Source organism: Neorhizobium sp. PAMB6716 (genome assembly GCF_058242805.1).
Genome location: NZ_CM177835.1, coordinates 2807627 through 2822903, shown reverse-complemented (window position 1 = coordinate 2822903; position 15277 = coordinate 2807627). Strand labels below are relative to the sequence as shown.

Here is a 15277-nt window from a genome sequence, read left to right as displayed (position 1 = left end):
GCTAGACTTGCCCGTGGCTTGCGACTTGACATCTGTTGACGAATAAAACACGTAGATGAGGAATTCCTCACGCTTGTTGGCCGACATTAACTTTCGCGCAAGGAATTAACCATACAAATGGTCCTACACGGCGCAATGGGATGACTTCGGTAGATCCCTTCCAGGCATGATGCCGCCACGCCGTACCGGTTTTAACCCGGTATCTCTCCACAAAATTTCAGGAAGCCGCATGGCTTTGACCTGTCCGCTCCCGCAGCCATTGCGCGTCCTTGCGCCGGTTTGCGCCGTTGCGGTCATCGTCAACCGGGCGGGTTCAGACGGCCTCTGGCACGGCGAACGGGTGTTTACCCGGATACGCTGTCCACGCGACCGGAAATGGCATGCGCGACCGACAAGGGGAAACCCCTGCGGCCGTGATCGAGGGGTTTAACGCCGGTCCCACTCAGGGGGCTGGTCGCATATGGGGACGGGCCTTGGCTCACGAAACGCCATCGGATCAAGCACGAAAAGCACAGGCCGGCGGCCTGCGCGAGCGGCTTTCATTCGCCGGCCTCGATGCAGATGCCTGTGACCTGCTGCGCCGGTTTCGTCCGACGCTGGAAACCTGCCTGAAGGACGGATTGCGCGACTTCTTCCACCGCCTGCAATCCTCGCCGGAGGCCATGCGCCATTTTGAAAACGACCAGCAGCTGGGCCGCCTGCACGACCTGCAATCCTCGCACTGGAGTGTGCTGACGGATGCACGGTTTGACGCGCTCTACGCCGAACGGGTGAAGGTTCTGTCCGATGCGGAGGGCCGTATGGGCCTTGATCCGCGCTGGCATATTGCCGGTCACGCGGTAATGCTGGAAAATCTCGTCGGCTGTCTTATTGGAGAGCTGACCTCGAAATCGCTGCTGCCGGCAGGCCGCAAGCGCGAACGCGATGCTTCCGATGCCATCAAGGCTGTGATCCGTCTTGTCATGGTCGATGTCGAGATCGCCGTGTCGCTGCGGATCAACGAACTGCGCCTCAAGCATCAGCGGGCGCTTGTTGCGCAGCGCGAAAAGGATCAGGCGGAAGCCAACAATCTGTTCGGACCCTTTGCCACACACCTTGCAGACCGTGATCTGACGGTGCGGGTGGCAGCCGAGCGGCCGGACGTCTACGGCGAACTGTCGGCGCTGCTCGACCAGGCAATGGAGGCCATCTCCGCCTCTTTCGCAACCATTTCGGAAAAGCTTCGGACGGCTGAAGCGCTTGCCACATTGGTTGCCGAGCAAGGCCAGCAGGCAGCCTCGGCCGCCCGCCAGACCTGCGAGGATCTGGGCACGGCTGCACGCGACGTGGCGGGTCTTGCCGAACAGGTGCGGTTGAGCGCCGGCGAGACGGCCGCAGCCGAAAAGGCCGTGGCGGAAACGCGCCGTTCGGCAGAAGAAAGCGGCGCGGTCGTTGGCCGGGCGATTGCCGCCATGTCCGATATCGAGCAGTCCGCCGAAAAGATTGGCCAGATCATCGGTGTCATCGACGAGATCGCCTTTCAGACCAATCTTCTGGCTCTGAATGCCGGCATCGAGGCGGCGCGCGCCGGGGATTCGGGGCGCGGATTTGCGGTCGTTGCCCAGGAAGTGCGCGCACTTGCCCAGCGTTCGGCGGACGCGGCGCGCGAAATCAAGCAGCTGGTGACCGGCACGAAATCGCAGGTCGATGCGGGCGTGAAGATGGTGTCCCGTACGCAGGATGCCATCGGCGGCATCGTGCATCAGGTCACCGATATCAATGCGGCGATCGCCGGCATTGCGCGGGCAACCGGCGAACAGGCCGATGGCCTTCAGCGGGTGGCCGGAGAAATTTTGGCGCTCGATGGGCGGGTGGCCGCGGGTGCTGAGTTTGCAGCCCGGATCGGCGAGGGCGCCGACGCCCTGCAGACCGTCATTCTGGAGCTTGGCCGCACGGTGCGGGAATTCCGCATCGAGCGCGAGGTGAGAACCGGCCAGAGGGTCTGGTCGGAAAGACCGCAGGACGCGGGCAATGAAACCGACGGCAAAGAGGAAGGCAGGGGTGACGACATGATGCACTCCGCCGCCCTTTTTCTGCCGGCGCAGATGGCCGGCTTTGGCCGGTAACGACCAACCGGCTCCGGCCGGACCTTGACTACCAAGCGATGGCAGAAGCCACGCGCGTGTGACTGGCAACGATGAGGAACAAAGGAATGGCAGGCAAGAAGGCAGTGAAGGGCAGTCTGAAGCTGGTTTCAGTGCTGGACCTCAACGAGGCATCGGTTCTGCATGGCCAACTGACCAACATGCGCGGCAGCGACGTTCAGATTGATGCATCGGGCGTCGAGCGGATGGGCGTGCAGTGCGTGCAGGTTCTGATGGCTGCCGCAGCCGCGTGGGAGGAAGACAAGAAGACGTTCGTCTTCGAAAAAGTTTCCGATGCGTTCCGCAAGACCATGCAGCTCATCGGCATCAATATAGAAAATCTGCTCGCGAAGGAGATCAGGCAGTGAAGAAGAAAGTACTTACAGTGGATGATTCAAGGACGATCCGGAACATGCTTCTGGTGACCTTGAACAATGCCGGCTTCGAAACGATCCAGGCAGAAGACGGTGTTGAAGGCCTCGAAGTTCTCGAGGATTGCAATCCCGATGTCATCGTCACCGATATCAACATGCCGCGTCTCGATGGCTTCGGCTTTATCGAAGGCGTGCGCCGCAACGAACGTTACCGCGCCGTTCCGATCCTCGTGCTGACCACCGAAAGCGACGCGGAAAAGAAGAACCGCGCCCGCCAGGCCGGGGCGACCGGCTGGATCGTCAAGCCTTTCGATCCGGTCAAGCTGATTGATGCGATCGAGCGTGTAACCGCCTGAACCAACCGGGAATTTCTCCGATGGATATGAACGAAATCAAAGAGATCTTCTTCCAGGAGTGCGAAGAGCAACTCGCTGAACTGGAATCTGGTCTTCTCAAGCTGAATGATGGCGACCGTGACCCGGAAACGGTAAATGCCGTTTTCCGTGCGGTCCACTCGATCAAGGGGGGCGCAGGCGCATTCGGACTTGATGACCTGGTTTCGTTCGCCCACGTCTTCGAGACAACGCTCGATTGCGTGCGCTCCAACAAACTGGAGCCCAACCAGGATGTCCTGAAGGTGATGCTGAAGTCGGCCGACGTGCTCGCCGACCTCGTGACGGCATCGCGTGACGGTGGCAGTGTCGACGAGGGCAGAAGCCGTGGCCTCGTCAAGGAACTGGAGGCGCTCGCCCGTGGCGAGATGCCCTCCGGTGGCAGCTCTGCCGAACCGGCAAAGCCGACCGCCAAACCGGCCGCGGCCAAGGCCGCACCGGCGCCCGCTGCCGCCCCCACGGATGACAGCGGCTTCCAGCCCATCCCGTTTACCTTCGACGGGTTCGGCGGCGAAGAAGAAACGCTGATGGAGCCCACCACGTTCGAGGTGCAGTTCAAGCCGCGCCGCGAGCTTTACGCCAAGGGCAATGAAGCAGCCCTGCTGCTGCGCGACCTGTCGCGCGTCGGTGAAATGAGCATCAACTGCGATACGTCTACCCTGCCTGCGTTCGAAAAACTCGATCCGGAAGAGGCCTATTTCTCCTGGACCATTTCCGTAAAGACGGACAAGAACGAGCAGGATGTCCGCTCGGTGTTCGAATTTGCCGAATGGGATTGCGACCTCGACGTCAAGGTGGCCCAGGTTGCGACGGAAGAGCTGCCGATGGTGCCGGTGCCGTTCGACCTGTCGGCGCTGGACGATGATGCCGGCGATGACGATCAGGACAATGGCGACGATCATGCCGCAGCCGATGCCGTTCACGCCGCTGAAACTGCCAGCAACGTCACGAAGCTTGCAGCGGCTGCTGCCCGCGTCGAAAAGAAGGAAAGCCAGTCGGCCGCCGCCGCTGCTGCCGCGGCCAATGCGGCAAACGCTGCCAACAGCGCCGGCCAGACCATCCGCGTCGATCTCGACCGCGTCGACCGCCTGATCAACCTTGTCGGCGAGCTGGTCATCAACCAGGCCATGCTGTCGCAGAGCGTCATCGAAAACGACACGACCGGCACGTCGGCCATCAACATGGGCCTGGAAGAGCTGCAACAGCTCACCCGCGAGATCCAGGACTCGGTCATGGCCATCCGCGCGCAGCCGGTGAAGCCGGTCTTCCAGCGCATGTCGCGTATCGTTCGCGAAGTGGCCGACATGGTTGGCAAGTCGATCCGCCTCGTCACCGAAGGTGAAAACACCGAAGTGGACAAGACGGTCATCGACAAGCTGGCCGAGCCGCTGACCCACATGATCCGTAATGCCGTCGACCACGGCATCGAAAGCCCCGAAAAGCGCGAGGCGTCCGGCAAGAACCCGGAAGGCACCGTCAAGCTCACCGCAAAACATCGTTCGGGCCGTATCGTCATCGAGCTTGCCGATGACGGCGCCGGCATCAACCGCGAACGTGTGCGCCAGAAGGCCATCGACAACGACCTGATCGCGGCCGATTCCAACCTGACGGACGAGGAAATCGACAACCTCATCTTCATGCCGGGCTTCTCCACCGCCGACAAGATTTCCGACATTTCCGGCCGCGGCGTCGGCATGGACGTGGTCAAGCGGTCGATCCAGGCACTCGGCGGTCGTATCTCGATCTCTTCGCGACCGGGCCATGGCTCAACCTTCACCATGAGCCTACCGCTGACGCTTGCCGTTCTCGACGGCATGGTGGTGACGGTTGCCGGCCAGACGCTTGTCGTGCCGTTGACCGCCATCGTCGAGACGCTGCAGCCGGAAGCCTCGGCCATCCATTCCTTCGGTGCCAACCAGCGGCTGATCTCGATCCGCAATTCCTTCTGCCCGCTTGTCGATGTCGGCCGTATCCTCAATTTCCGCGGCACGCAGGCCAATCCGGTCGAAGGTGTGGCACTTCTGGTGGAATCGGAAGGTGGTGGCCAGCGCGCGCTGATGGTGGATGCCATCCAGGGCCAGCGCCAGGTCGTCATCAAGTCGCTCGAAGCCAATTACACCCATGTTCCCGGCATTGCCGCCGCCACCATTCTGGGCGACGGGCGTGTCGCGCTCATCCTGGATGTGGACGCGGTGGTGGCCGCCTCGCGCGGTCAGTCGCTGCGCCAGGACAGCGGCATGAAGTCCGACATGTCTCTGGCGGCAACGGGTTAACGGACGGGTTCTGAAGCATGTCGTACGCCGTGAAAAATCTTGCGCAAGGAAGCCGGGAGCTGATCGCTTTCCGCATCGGCGATCAGGAATTTTGCGTCAACATCATGTCGGTGCGGGAAATTCGCGGCTGGACCAAAGCCACGGCACTTCCCCACTCACCCTCCTACGTCATGGGGGTGATCAACCTTCGCGGCGCCGTTCTGCCCATCATCGACCTTTCCGCACGCCTTGGCATGCGCAAAGCAGAACCGACCCAGCGCCATGTCTTTATCGTGGCGCAGGTCAAAAAACGGGTTGTCGGGCTGCTGGTTGAAGCCGTGTCCGACATCCTGACCGTGACTGACGAGAACATCCAGCCCGTGCCGGAAGTCTCATCCGAGCTTGAGAAACAGTATGCCAGAGGCATCCTGTCCATCGACAAGCGGATGATCTGCCTGATCGATCTGGATGCGCTCTTCCCAGAAACCGAAAGCGAAGTCGCATGAAGGCCCTCGGCATTCTCGATAGCAAGCAATCGCCGGACGAGGTCCTGGCCAGCGGGGAATATCCGCTGACCCGCCGCGACCTCACCGAAATTGCCGCTATGATCTACAGCGACGCCGGCATCTATCTCAACGATACGAAGGCTTCGCTGGTTTATTCGCGGCTGTCCAAGCATATCCGCAACCTGGGCCTTCGCGGCTTTCGCGAGTATTGCGCGCTGGTCTCGTCGCCGGAAGGGGCCGCCCCCCGTCGCGAGATGCTGTCGCATCTGACGACGAACTTCACCCGCTTCTTCCGGGAAAACCACCATTTCGAACACCTGCGCGACGAGGTTCTGCCGGGGCTGATCGCGCGCGCCAAGAGCGGCGGACGCGTGCGCATCTGGTCTGCTGCCTCCTCGGACGGCCAGGAGCCCTATTCGATCGCGCTCACCGTCATGTCGCTTCTGCCCAACGCCGTGGACTATGACTTCCGTATCCTCGCAACCGACATCGACCCGAAGATCCTGGCGCTTGCCCGTGCCGGTGCCTATGACGAAAACGCGCTGGAAACCGTGTCGCCGGCGATGCGCAAGCAGTATTTCAAAGAGGTGCAGATCGACGGGCGCCGCAAGTTCCAGATCGATGACAAGGTCAAGAAGCTCGTGACCTATAACGAGCTGAACCTCATGGCGCAGTGGCCGTTCAAGGGCAATTTCGACGTGATCTTCTGCCGAAACGTCGTCATCTATTTCGACGAGCCGACCCAGACGAAAATCTGGTCGCGCTTTTCCTCGCTGCTCCCGGTCGGCGGCCATCTCTATATCGGCCATTCCGAGCGGGTGACGGGCGATGCCAAGAACCTGTTCGACAATATCGGGATCACCACCTACCGCTACACAGGCAAGACCGCCGGGAGGAGCACATGAGCATGCCGGCGCGCGTTCTTGTTGTCGATGATTCGCCGACCATGCGGGGTCTCATCACGGCTGTCCTCAACTCCGATCCGGAGGTCAATGTCATCGGCCAGGCCGGCGATGCACATGAGGCGCGGGCTGCCATCAAGCAGCTCAACCCCGACGTGGTGACGCTCGACATCGAGATGCCCAATATGAACGGGCTGGAGTTTCTGGAAAAGATCATGCGGCTGCGGCCGATGCCCGTCATCATGGTCTCGACCATGACGCACCAGGGGGCCAATGCAACGCTTGCCGCGCTCGAAATCGGCGCCTTCGATTGCGTCAGCAAGCCGGTGCCGGGCGATGCGCGCCCGTTTGGCGATCTGGCGGAAAAGGTCAAGGCTGCGGCACGCTCCAAGCGTGGTCGCTCCGTACAGTCGACGCAGCCGATGCTGGCACCTTCGCTGGATTACCGCGTCGGCCGCAAGATCGTCGCCATCGGTTCGTCCACGGGCGGTGTCGAGGCGCTGATCGCGGTGTTGCAAAAATTCCCGAAGAATTGCCCACCGACGGTCATTACGCAACATATGCCGCCGGCGTTTACCAAAAGTTTTGCAGAACGGCTTAATCGTATCTGTGCTCCCGTGGTGCATGAGGCAACCGATGGCGCAAGGCTCGAGATCGGCAAGATCTATCTCGCGCCGGGCGGGGAGCGCCACCTGCAGGTGTCCAACGCTTCCGCGCCCTGCTGCCGGCTCGTCGAACGTGATCCCGTCAATGGCCACCGTCCCTCGGTGGATGTCCTGTTCGATTCGGTGGCAGACCTTGCCGGACGTAACGCCGTGGGCGTGATCCTGACCGGCATGGGCCGGGACGGGGCCTCCGGACTGCTGAAGATGCGTGGCGCGGGCGCCCGCACGATCGGCCAGAACGAGAGGACATGCGTCGTCTACGGCATGCCACGGGTCGCACAGGAAATAGGAGCGGTCGAGCAGCAGATGCCGCTCGGCGCGATCGGTGACGAAATCTTGAAATTAACCGCTGCCCGAAAAGAAGGTACCGAATAAATGTCTCTCGCTGAAAAAATCAAAGTTCTGATCGTGGATGATCAGGTGACGAGCCGGTTGCTGCTCAGCGACGCCCTGACACAACTCGGCTTCAAGCAGATCACATCCGCAGGCGATGGCGAGCAGGGCATGAAGATCATGGCCGAGCAGCCACATCACCTGGTGATCTCGGATTTCAACATGCCGAAGATGGACGGGCTTGGCCTGCTCCAGGCCGTGCGCACCAACCCGGCGACCAAGAAGGCGGCCTTCATTATTCTGACCGCGCAGGGCGACCGGGCGCTGGTGCAGAAGGCCGCCCAGCTCGGCGCCAACAATGTGCTGGCCAAGCCGTTTACGATCGAAAAGATGAAAGCTGCCATCGAGGCGGTGTTCGGAGCGCTTAAATGAGTGAAATGGCCGCAGCCAAACGGATGAACATCATCCAGGGCGAATACAAGGTAACGGATGAACCCAATGCCGTCATTACGACGATCCTGGGCTCCTGCGTGGCTGCGTGCCTACGGGATCCGGTGGCAGGCGTTGGTGGAATGAACCACTTCCTGCTGCCCGGCAATGGTCCGGGTGGCATGTCGGGCGGGGACATGTCCCGCTACGGCGTGCATCTGATGGAGCTTTTGATCAACGGCATCCTCAAACGCGGCGGGCGGCGCGAGCGACTGGAAGCCAAGATCTTCGGCGGCGCAAAGACCATTGCCACCTTTTCCAATGTCGGCGAACAGAACGCGGCCTTTGCGCTGCAGTTCCTGCGCGACGAAGGCATTACCGTGGTCGGCTCTTCCACCGGGGGAGAGTTCGGCCGCAAGCTGGAATACTGGCCGGCCAGCGGCCGTGCGCGTGCCTATCCTTTGACCGGTGCCGAAACACAAAAGACGGTGGCGATGGAACAGCAGCGTCCTGCCAAGCCTGCAAAGCCCGTCGAGAGTTCGATCGAGTTCTTTTAACCGAGGAAGCAATGACCGATATCAATTCGCAGCCATCTGCTTCGCTTGACGAGAAACTGCCGGAGGTCCTGATGCGGATCGTTTCGGAGCTTTACGACGTGGCCTATCTCATCGAGCGCGTCGAGCCGCAGCTTCTCGAAGTGGGTGGCGCAGCCATCCTGCATTCACCCGACAGCATGAAGGTGCTGCAGGGCATAGACCTGGCCGTGCAGAAGACGCGCGGGCTTGCCGAGTTCATCGATACCATTACCAGCACCATTCCCGATGAGTGGGAAGTGGATGTTTCAACGGCGCTCAGCCTCGTCAAGCTGGCCGACATGCACAAGGCGCTGACCAAAGGCATGCGCCACGGACATTCGCAGCCGCTTACCAAGGCTGCCGGAGACTTCGACTTCTTCTGACGGCGCAAGCTGTTGGAATAACACCGTCACCCCGCAACCGCGAAACGCTCGCACAAGCTTCGCGCGTTAGGTTGCAGTTGGGCAAAGGGCTCTTTTTTCCTTTTTGACGGTGCGGGAACAGAATGAATCTGTTAGCTCAATTTCCACAAATCCTTAAAAATCTCGGTTCGCTCGGGCAGACCAAGCTATTGACCATGGCCGGTGTCGGCATGGTGTCGATGGCGATCGTCATTGCCGCGGCGCTTTACGTCAACAAGCCTTCCTATGAAGCCTTGTATGTCGGACTGGAAACGGCTGACCTTAACCAGGTCAGCACGGCGCTGGCCGAGGCCGGCATCGATTTCCAGGCAGGCGCCGACGGAAAGAGCATCCAGGTTGCCGCCGGCATGACCAGCAAGGCACGGCTGATGTTGGCCGAGCGCGGCCTGCCCAACAGCACCAATGCCGGCTACGAGCTGTTCGACAATGTCGGCTCGCTCGGTCTCACCTCCTTCATGCAGGAAGTGACGCGCGTGCGGGCACTGGAAGGCGAAATCGGCCGGTCCATCCAGCAGATCAGCGGCATTGCCGCCGCCCGCGTCCATATCGTCATGCCTGACGTTGGAAGTTTCCGCCGCGTCGGGCAAAAGCCGACGGCATCGGTGATGATCCGCGCGTCCAGCGAAACCGGCCGCAAGGCGGCCGCTTCCATCCGTCATCTCGTGGCCGCTGCCGTCCCGGCGCTCGAAGTCGATGACGTCACCATTCTCGATTCCACCGGTCAGTTGCTTGCCTCCGGCGACGAATATGGAAACAACGCGCTCAACCGTTCGATGAATGTCGTCCAGAGCGTGCAGCAGGAAATCGAAAGCAATATCGACAAGGCGCTCGCTCCTTTCCTTGGCATGGACAATTTTCGCTCCAGCGCGACGGCCGCCCTCAACACCGACAGCCAGCAGATCCAGGAAACCGTGTTTGATCCGGAATCGCGTGTCGAGCGCTCGGTCAAGGTGACGAAAGAGGCGCAGAAGTCGCAGCAGCGCCAGTCTGACAGCGCCGCAACCGTGGAGCAGAACGTGCCTCAGGCTGCCCCGCAGGGCGGTGGCAATGCAGGCCCGGAATCGTCGGATGAGACCGACAAGAAGGAAGAGCAGACCAATTACGAGATCAATTCCAAGACCACCGCCACCACCCGCAACAGCTATGTCGTGGAAAAACTGTCGATTGCCGTGGTCGTCAACAAAGGTCGCATTGCCAAGATGGTCGGCGAACCGGCAGACCAGCAGAAGATCGATGCCTATCTGGCCGAGATGCAGAAGATTGTCACGACGGCGGCCGGCGTCAATGTCGAGCGCGGCGACGTGGTCACCGTGACGGCGATGGACTTCCTCGAAACGCAGTTGCTCGACGAGGCCGTCACCGGTCCCGGCATTTCGGAAATGCTGATGCGCAATATGGGCGGCATCATCAACTCGCTCGCCTTCGTCGCTGTCGCCTTCGTGGTCGTCTGGCTCGGTGTCCGCCCCGTGGTGCGCAGTGTGACCGGTACTGTGGTTGCCGGTGAAGCAGCGCCCGAGGCGGCAGGTCTTGAGCTGCCTGATTTCTCGCCGGGCGGCGCAAGCCCCTCCCTCATGGACGGCTTCGGCTCCGACTTCGGATTCGACAGCGCAGACGATGTGTTCGGCGGTGGCGACGATCCGAACGGCGGCTTCAACCGCCGCGTCAAGGAAGGCCCGGAAAAGCGGCTTGCCCGCATGGTGGAGATCAGCGAGGAGCGCGCTGCCAAGATCCTGCGCAAATGGGCGGTCGACCGCGCTGCGTAAGTTCCCAATGCGATCACGATACCGTGATAACGAAGGCCGGCTTTGCCGGCCTTTTGCTTATGGTGTGTTTATACCGTAGGTTGACCGACAGCTTTGCGCGCGTTGGGCAAAAGCTTTTTAGGAAAACGACAAGAGGTTATGGCAATTCCGTGGCAGCTTCCTAAAATGACCATGATTCGCTGCAGCGCATTGAAGACAATCGGATCGCGGGATTGTAACCTGTTTTCCGGACGTGGCGTGATCCAAGGGCAATGACAGGCGTTTGAAGTGTTTTCCCTGAAAGGGAGATGAAACGAAATGGAGTTGCGAAACGCAGATCCAACGCTGGAGGGGAGGCATTTTCTGGAGCCCGCTGCCCCCAAGGCGTTGTTGCGAGAGCAAGTTCTGCGTCGCCTGTCCCTGGCTGGAGCGTCGGGCAATATTCAGTCGGCCATGCGCATCCTCTCCGACTATGTCGGCTCCTCACATTATCTTTTGGCCCGCTACGACCTGATCCAGGACCAGGGGCTGGATTTCATCGTTGCTTCCAACTGGCCTTTCGATCTGGTGCGCCGGCTCGGTGCGGATCTGGCCAAGGGTTATTCGCGCTCGACGGAGATCGAAAAATGTCTGGCGCTGCTGACGCCGCAGTTTTCGCTGCTGCCCGATGACCTCAGTCTGCCGGAAGAAGTGAGCCGCCAGTATTGCTCGCTCACCTTCTGTGCCGGGCGCACGCGGTTTTCGGTCATGCTGCTGTTCATCGAAGGCATCATCCTGTCGCAGGACCGGTTGCGGGAAGTCGGGCTGCTGGCCGGGTATGCGATGAGCCTTGGCGAGACCCGGGATATCAGGGTGGAGCGCGATTTCGAGCTGACCGACCGCGAACTGGAATGCCTGTTCTGGATTGCCGAGGGAAAGACCAGCGACGAGATCGCGGTCATTCTGGGCATTTCGCGCAACACGATCAACAATTACATCACCAGCGTCATGCGCAAGACGGCAACCAAGACCCGGTCGGAGGCCATCGCCTATGCTGTGCGCAACAATCTTGTATAGGAAAGGCTGAATGGGGTACTCGCGGACAACGGGGGGAGAGCCGGAAGCGGGAATGCAATACCTTCGTGTTCAGCGAGCCAGCAGCCGTTCGGATATTTTTCCCAAACTCGTCGCCATGCAGAAAAGCATGCGGGCCTCAAGCTTTGCCGTGTTCCGTGTCAGCGGCACAGGCCTGCCCAACAAGCGCAAACTGATCTGCGAACTGGACAATTGGGGGGCAGCGGCGACCGAAAACACCGCCGCCCTGATTGCCGCCTACGGCGACATCCTCATTCACCACATCGATGTTTCGCTGCTGCCGATGAGCTGGCCGGGGCCTGACGGAGGGCCGGGCTCCGCCGATTCTGCCGTGGACCAGGCACCGCTGATCCGCCGGCTGGAAGACTGCGGCATGCTCTTTGCCGGCATTGCCTTTCCCGTGCGCCTGGGCGCCGTCGGCAACGGCTATGCAATCTTCTGCGGCACGTCGATCGACCTGTCGAGCGATGCCGTCATCGACCAGCATGTGCGGAGCTGCCAGATCATGATGGATCTTCTCGCGCTTGACGAGCGCAAGTCCGTGCCATCCGAAACGTTGAGTGAACGCGAGATTTCCTGCCTGCAATTGGCCGGCGATGGCCAGATCAGCGAAGAAATTGCCGAAAAGCTCGGTCTCTCGGTCCACACGGTCAACGCCTATCTCGGATCGGCCACCATCAAGCTCGATTCGGTGAACCGCATCCAGGCGATCGCAAAAGCGATCCGCCTGGGCTATATTCACTGATCAGAAGATGTCGGCCAGGCCATCGGCCCTTTTTCAGCCGGCCATTTCCAGGGGCGGCTTGGCAAAGCGGGCCTCGTGCAGGCTGCGCGACAGGAAGGCGGTGTTTTCCAACGGGTCCTGCGAGGGGTCCTGGAAGGTGATGTGGTCGATCTCGATGCCGGCTGTCTGGTCGCTCAGCATCAGGCGCGCATAAACCGAGACGCCGCGCGGCTTGATTTCAAGATCCAGCATGATCTGCGGCGGCCCATCCCATTCCAGCCGATATTCGCCGCCCGAGCCGAAATTCACGGTGCCGGGGTGGAAATAAAGCTCAGCCGCCGATGAGACCAGGTCGGCTATGCTGCCGTAACGCTCCAGCCGCAGCAGCGAAATGAGGTCGCCCGCATCCAGCAGCCGTAATTCGGTCGCCACCGGGTTGATCGCCTGCGCAAGGATTTTTTCTCTTTCCAACGAGTAGTCGCATTTTTTCATTGTGTCTCGTGCATCCGTTTCTAGGGCGACCGGGTGGCGTAGACCCGGTGGATCAGTTCTGCCACTGCCTTGTAGAAGGCGGCGGGGATGATACTATCCACCGAGACTTGCGCAAACATGGAGCGCGCCAGAGGCGGATCCTCGAAAACAGGAATGCCGGCTTCCTCGGCAATCTCGCGAATCTTCAGCGCGACGAGATCGGTGCCCTTGGCAATGACGATCGGCGCATCGCTTTCCTCGCGCACATAACGCAGCGCCACGGCATAGTGGGTGGGGTTTGCGATGACGAGCGTGGCGCGGGGCACGTTGCTCATCATGCGGTTGCGGGCGCGGCTGCGCATCAGCGAGCGCTGGCGGGCCTTGACGATCGGGTCACCCTGCGCCTGCTTGTTCTCGTCCTTCACCTCCTGCTTGGTCATCTTCAGCTGGCTGAACCAGTGATGTTTGGTCCAGAAGAAGTCGATGACGGCAAGCGTCGCGGTCGCCAGAAGGATGATCACCATCATCTTCTTGGTGGACGCGTAGAGCATGCTCGGGATGACCGTCGGGTCTGAAAACATCGCATCGATGGAGTGCAGGAAGTCGCTGCGCATGGCCAGATACATGCAGATGCCAACCACGGCGACCTTGAACAGCGATTTGCCGAATTCCACGAGGCCGGGCACGCTGAAGATGCGGGCAAACCCCTTGGAAAGCGAGACGCGCGACGCCTGCGGGCGCACCCGCTCCAGAACGAAGGACGGCATGTTCTGCATGAGCGAGGAGCACAGGCCGAAGAGGCAGAACATCAGCATGGCCGGTGACAGGAAAGCAGCCGAGGCCCAGCCGAGATGCACCGACAGGGACACGACATCCGTCGCGTTTTCAAGACGCCACTGGTCGGGCTTGTCGAGGAGGTCCTTCAGCGTTTCGCCAAGCTCTGCCGTGGCGCCGGGCAGGTAAAACAAGAGGTAACAGTAAAACGCCAAAGACGACGCAAAAAGCGTCGCCTCTTTCGAATGGGCCACATTGCCTTTGTCTGCGGCGTCCCGCAGTTTTTTGCCTGTGGGGTCTTCTGTTTTGCTGTCTTTATCTTCGTCCGACAAGGCTTCATCCTTGCGTTGGACGGCAAGAGCCGTCGTCGGTTCCAAAGGGCGGGGCCATCATGGCTCCGGTTGCACGGCACTGTTGCCGTGCGTATCTGCTGTGCCTGGCGATCAGGCGGCTTCGGTTGCCTTTTCGCCCTCGGGCGTCGGCTCCTTCAGCTGGATCTGGCCGGCATTGGCCAGACGGATGGCTTCCTGGGCCACGGCGCGCCGCGCAATGGCCACTTCGCGCGGGTTGAGCGCGACGTTGGTGGCGCCAAGATCCGATTCGATCATGCGGCGCTGGCGCGGGCTGATCGCCGACAGGACGCTTTCCTTGATCTCGCCCGGTGCGCCACGCAGCGCCATGGTGAGGATATCGGCAGCGATGTCGTTGAGCAGCAGCACGCGGCTGCGCTGCGGCATGGCCAGAAGGTCTTCGAACAGGAAGATCTTCGGGCGAACCTTGTTGACCGATTCCTTGCTGATTGTCTCCAGCGAACTGAGCAACGTATCGACCTGGGGCTTTTCCAGCTCGTTCATCAGCTCGGCTACCTTGTTGGAGCCGTTGGAATTGCGCTCGGCCTCGATCATCTGGATGAGTTCCATCACGCGGTTCTCGATGATCTGGGCAGCCTTGGGGCTGACGTCCTTCATGTTGACCGTGCGGTTCATGATGTCGGCGCGGCGGCTGTCCGGCAGCTGGATGAGCAGCTTGGCACCAAAGGACGAGGGCAGCATGGACAGGATATAGGCAATCGTCTGCGGATGTTCGCGCTGGAGGAATTTTCCGACGAATTCCGGATCGGCATCCTGCAGGCGGTCCCAGATGGAGGTCTCGAATGCCTGGAAGGCGGTGCGGCGGCCAAGCAGCCCATCGACTTCTTCCGGCGTCAGTCCCTCTTCGAGAATGCCTTCGATGGCGCGCGCATTGTCCATCAGGCCTGCACCTTCGGTGAACAGGTCCTCGAACTCGTTGACGAGCTGCAACAGCTCGTCCGGCGGGATTTCACGCAGGCTCTGCGCCGAGGCGATGATCGTCTGCAGCTCGCTTTGGGTAAAATATTTCAACAGCTTCCCAGCCACCCCCTTGCCCATCGCAAGAAGGACGGCAGCGGCTTTTTCAGCTTGGGATAACGGTTTCGTGGAGACTGCGCCTCCGAAATCGTCAAAGTCCATCATGGTCTTCCCTCACTGTCCCGTTAAGG

General features: G+C 60.7%; 16 protein-coding genes. 13 read left to right on the top strand and 3 right to left on the bottom strand.

Going from position 1 to position 15277, the window contains the following annotated elements; translation table 11 throughout:
* Positions 1 to 473: 473 nt before the first annotated feature.
* The 13 genes from AC4CWH_RS13770 to visR all read left to right on the top strand — a co-directional run bounded on the left by AC4CWH_RS13770 (position 474) and on the right by visR (position 12534).
* Entirely contained in the window at positions 474 to 2105 is a 1632-nt protein-coding gene (locus AC4CWH_RS13770) for a globin-coupled sensor protein (protein ID WP_491319170.1), read from the top strand.
* An 86-nt stretch (positions 2106 to 2191) separates the two neighbouring features.
* Entirely contained in the window at positions 2192 to 2491 is a 300-nt protein-coding gene (locus AC4CWH_RS13765; RefSeq protein WP_491282624.1) for an STAS domain-containing protein, read from the top strand.
* Positions 2488 to 2853 carry a chemotaxis response regulator CheY1 gene (gene cheY1, locus AC4CWH_RS13760; RefSeq protein WP_210103599.1) on the top strand — a complete coding sequence of 122 codons (366 nt, stop codon included), beginning with the start codon at positions 2488 to 2490 and terminating at the stop codon, positions 2851 to 2853. The genes AC4CWH_RS13765 and cheY1 overlap by 4 nt, the downstream gene beginning before the upstream one ends.
* Before the next feature lie 20 nt (positions 2854 to 2873).
* Positions 2874 to 5162: a chemotaxis protein CheA gene (locus AC4CWH_RS13755; protein ID WP_491319169.1), complete on the top strand. Its 2289-nt coding sequence runs from the start codon at positions 2874 to 2876 to the stop codon at positions 5160 to 5162.
* Between the two features lie 17 nt (positions 5163 to 5179).
* Complete coding sequence (locus tag AC4CWH_RS13750; RefSeq protein ID WP_491319168.1) at positions 5180 to 5647, top strand: chemotaxis protein CheW; 468 nt, start codon at positions 5180 to 5182, stop codon at positions 5645 to 5647.
* A complete protein-coding gene (cheR, locus tag AC4CWH_RS13745) occupies positions 5644 to 6552 on the top strand; it encodes a protein-glutamate O-methyltransferase CheR (RefSeq protein WP_491282621.1) in 909 nt (302 codons plus the stop codon). The genes AC4CWH_RS13750 and cheR overlap by 4 nt, the downstream gene beginning before the upstream one ends.
* Positions 6549 to 7589, top strand: a complete 1041-nt coding sequence (gene cheB, locus AC4CWH_RS13740) for a protein-glutamate O-methylesterase CheB (protein WP_491282620.1) — start codon at positions 6549 to 6551, stop codon at positions 7587 to 7589. Before cheR ends, cheB begins: the two co-directional genes overlap by 4 nt.
* Positions 7590 to 7979: a response regulator gene (locus tag AC4CWH_RS13735; RefSeq protein WP_491282619.1), complete on the top strand. Its 390-nt coding sequence runs from the start codon at positions 7590 to 7592 to the stop codon at positions 7977 to 7979. It abuts the gene before it with no gap.
* Positions 7976 to 8533, top strand: a complete 558-nt coding sequence (gene cheD / locus AC4CWH_RS13730) for a chemoreceptor glutamine deamidase CheD (protein WP_491282618.1) — start codon at positions 7976 to 7978, stop codon at positions 8531 to 8533. Before AC4CWH_RS13735 ends, cheD begins: the two co-directional genes overlap by 4 nt.
* A gap of 11 nt (positions 8534 to 8544) precedes the next feature.
* Complete coding sequence (gene cheT, locus AC4CWH_RS13725) at positions 8545 to 8934, top strand: chemotaxis protein CheT (protein ID WP_491319167.1); 390 nt, start codon at positions 8545 to 8547, stop codon at positions 8932 to 8934.
* Positions 8935 to 9056: 122 nt separating this feature from the next.
* Positions 9057 to 10736, top strand: coding sequence for a flagellar basal-body MS-ring/collar protein FliF (gene fliF / locus AC4CWH_RS13720; RefSeq protein WP_491282616.1), 1680 nt, complete (start codon positions 9057 to 9059; stop codon positions 10734 to 10736).
* A gap of 297 nt (positions 10737 to 11033) precedes the next feature.
* Positions 11034 to 11771: a transcriptional regulator VisN gene (visN, locus tag AC4CWH_RS13715; RefSeq protein ID WP_491282615.1), complete on the top strand. Its 738-nt coding sequence runs from the start codon at positions 11034 to 11036 to the stop codon at positions 11769 to 11771.
* Between the two features lie 10 nt (positions 11772 to 11781).
* On the top strand, positions 11782 to 12534 hold the full coding sequence (gene visR, locus AC4CWH_RS13710) for a transcriptional regulator VisR (protein WP_491282614.1): 753 nt from the start codon (positions 11782 to 11784) through the stop codon (positions 12532 to 12534).
* Positions 12535 to 12567: 33 nt separating this feature from the next.
* Here visR and AC4CWH_RS13705 read toward each other — a convergent pair whose 3' ends face one another.
* The 3 genes from AC4CWH_RS13705 to fliG form a co-directional block, all read right to left on the bottom strand.
* Positions 12568 to 13005 (bottom strand): BspJ family T4SS effector nucleomodulin, encoded by a 438-nt coding sequence (locus AC4CWH_RS13705; protein WP_491282613.1) that lies wholly within the window; start codon positions 13003 to 13005, stop codon positions 12568 to 12570.
* 20 nt (positions 13006 to 13025) lie between these two features.
* A complete protein-coding gene (flhB, locus tag AC4CWH_RS13700; RefSeq protein ID WP_491319166.1) occupies positions 13026 to 14090 on the bottom strand; it encodes a flagellar biosynthesis protein FlhB in 1065 nt (354 codons plus the stop codon).
* Positions 14091 to 14201: 111 nt separating this feature from the next.
* On the bottom strand, positions 14202 to 15251 hold the full coding sequence (gene fliG, locus AC4CWH_RS13695) for a flagellar motor switch protein FliG (RefSeq protein WP_491282611.1): 1050 nt from the start codon (positions 15249 to 15251) through the stop codon (positions 14202 to 14204).
* Positions 15252 to 15277: the final 26 nt, after the last annotated feature.